The organism is Microbacterium sp. B19 (assembly GCF_000333395.1).
In the GTDB taxonomy this organism is placed as follows: Bacteria; Actinomycetota; Actinomycetes; order Actinomycetales; family Microbacteriaceae; genus Microbacterium.
The window spans coordinates 1-1,658 of sequence record NZ_BADA01000074.1 but is presented as its reverse complement, the minus strand read 5'-3'; the positions used below and the strand labels follow the sequence as shown (position 1 = coordinate 1,658).

General features: G+C 65.8%; 3 protein-coding genes and 1 pseudogene. 2 read left to right on the top strand and 2 right to left on the bottom strand.

Annotated features, from left to right (window positions below):
- Positions 1-188 precede the first annotated feature (188 nt).
- Positions 189-473, top strand: a complete 285-nt coding sequence (locus tag I5G_RS02585) for a helix-turn-helix domain-containing protein (RefSeq protein ID WP_022877658.1) — start codon at positions 189-191, stop codon at positions 471-473.
- A 20-nt stretch (positions 474-493) separates the two neighbouring features.
- Here I5G_RS02585 and I5G_RS02580 read toward each other — a convergent pair whose 3' ends face one another.
- Complete coding sequence (locus tag I5G_RS02580) at positions 494-817, bottom strand: hypothetical protein (RefSeq protein ID WP_187288791.1); 324 nt, start codon at positions 815-817, stop codon at positions 494-496.
- A 132-nt stretch (positions 818-949) separates the two neighbouring features.
- On the bottom strand, positions 950-1,264 hold the full coding sequence (locus tag I5G_RS02575) for a hypothetical protein (protein ID WP_022877656.1): 315 nt from the start codon (positions 1,262-1,264) through the stop codon (positions 950-952).
- Positions 1,265-1,382: 118 nt separating this feature from the next.
- On the opposite strand from I5G_RS02575, the pseudogene I5G_RS02570 reads away from it, so the two are divergent.
- A pseudogene (locus I5G_RS02570) lies at positions 1,383-1,658 on the top strand (shikimate 5-dehydrogenase); the annotation flags it as partial.

The following is a 1,658-nucleotide window of genomic DNA, read 5'->3' as shown; positions in this document are numbered from 1 at the left end:
ACCGCGCAGCGTCGTGGCGGAATTGAGCAGCGAGTTCGCGGGATTCCTCTTGCCTCGTGCCCTGCGATCGATTCGTCATGCGAAAGGTCAGGCGAATCCTAGCGACGGCGGAGAGCGCGTGATGACGAATCGTTAACGTGCCACACTGGCGGGGCGATGTGTACGTGGAATTCCGACAACCTGGTCCCGTGGTAGGCGGCGGCTCGATCGACTCGTGGGCGGAGTACTCGCGGGTCCTGGGACTGAACCTCCAGAACGCGCGCCTTCGCGTCGGCCTCACGCAGGAACGTGTCGCGCATGCGGCGGGGCTGTCGACCTTTACGTACCAGAAGCTCGAGAAGGGCGAATCGAACCCCGGCACGGCGGCGAACCCCCGCATGCAGACGCTGGTGTCGCTCTCCCTCGTCCTCGAGGTGACCGTCGGCGACCTCCTGCCGGTTCCGACGCCGGAGCTCTTGCGCGGCGGGAACTGAGCGGGATCCGATCGCTCGGGTCAGGGGACCAGGTCCTCGAAGATCCTGGTCAGCGTGCGATGCAGACGATGCGCGCTCTCCACGGTCAGCACGAGGCTGCGTCGGACGCTGTCCTCGGGCGAGATCCAGACCCAGGTGTCGCCCCAGCGCTGTTCAACCCCGACGGTGAGATCGCCCGCGGCGACGCGATCGAAGCTGACGCCGTCGGGCTCGAGGCGCCGTTCGACGGCCGGGACGAACGAGGCATCGCTGCGGTGCGACACCACCCGTCCGTCGACGTGGTCGTGTACGCCGTTGCACCATTTCGGGCAGGTCGCTTCGGACGGCGACGGCTCTGCATGCATGGTGAACCTATCTCGCGGGCATCTCTGCCGGGTGGGTCGTGCCGTCGGTCGCGCGCCGCCACCGTGAGGCCCCCCAGCGCTTTGGGGGACAATACCACGCATACATGGTGTCGAAATTGCGCTATCGGGCCGTCAATTGTCCCACCCGCGTATTTCCACGTGCCACTCGCCGGTCGTGAGGTGCCACCGTGACGTCAGCCCGCTCACCGGCTCGAGGTTCATGTTCGTGGCCCAGCGATTCGCCGCCGACTTCTTGCGCAGAGACCTGCGGTCGGGGGTTCCGACGACCGTGATGTATCCCTCCCAATGGTCGACGGACCAGGACAGGGGAGGAAGGCGCTGGGACCGCCCCCACGCATTCAGAGCGCGTCCGATCGCCGTTCGAAGAGTGGCGTCGATTTCGCGCGCGACGATCTCGGTCGGGAGTTCCCGCGCATTGTTCACCATGTATGCATGGTAGGGAGGAATATCGCGCTTCCTCAATCCGAGAAACCGTGCGGGGAACGCTCGCCCCACGCACCGCCTCGTACGATCGAAGGACCGTCCACACCCCCCGGAGGCCCTCATGCCCGAATTGAGCAAGGACACCACCGTCTGCATCTCGCTCGCCGGTCGTCCGTCGAACATCGGGACGCGCTTCCACAACTTCCTCTACGCCGAGCTCGGTCTCGACTTCGTCTACAAGGCGTTCACGACGACCGACATCGCCGCGGCGATCGGCGGAGTACGCGCCCTCGGGATCCGGGGATGCTCGGTGTCGATGCCGTTCAAGGAGGCCGTGATCCCACTCGTCGACCGCATCGAACCCTCGGCTGCGGCGATCGGATCGATCAACACGATC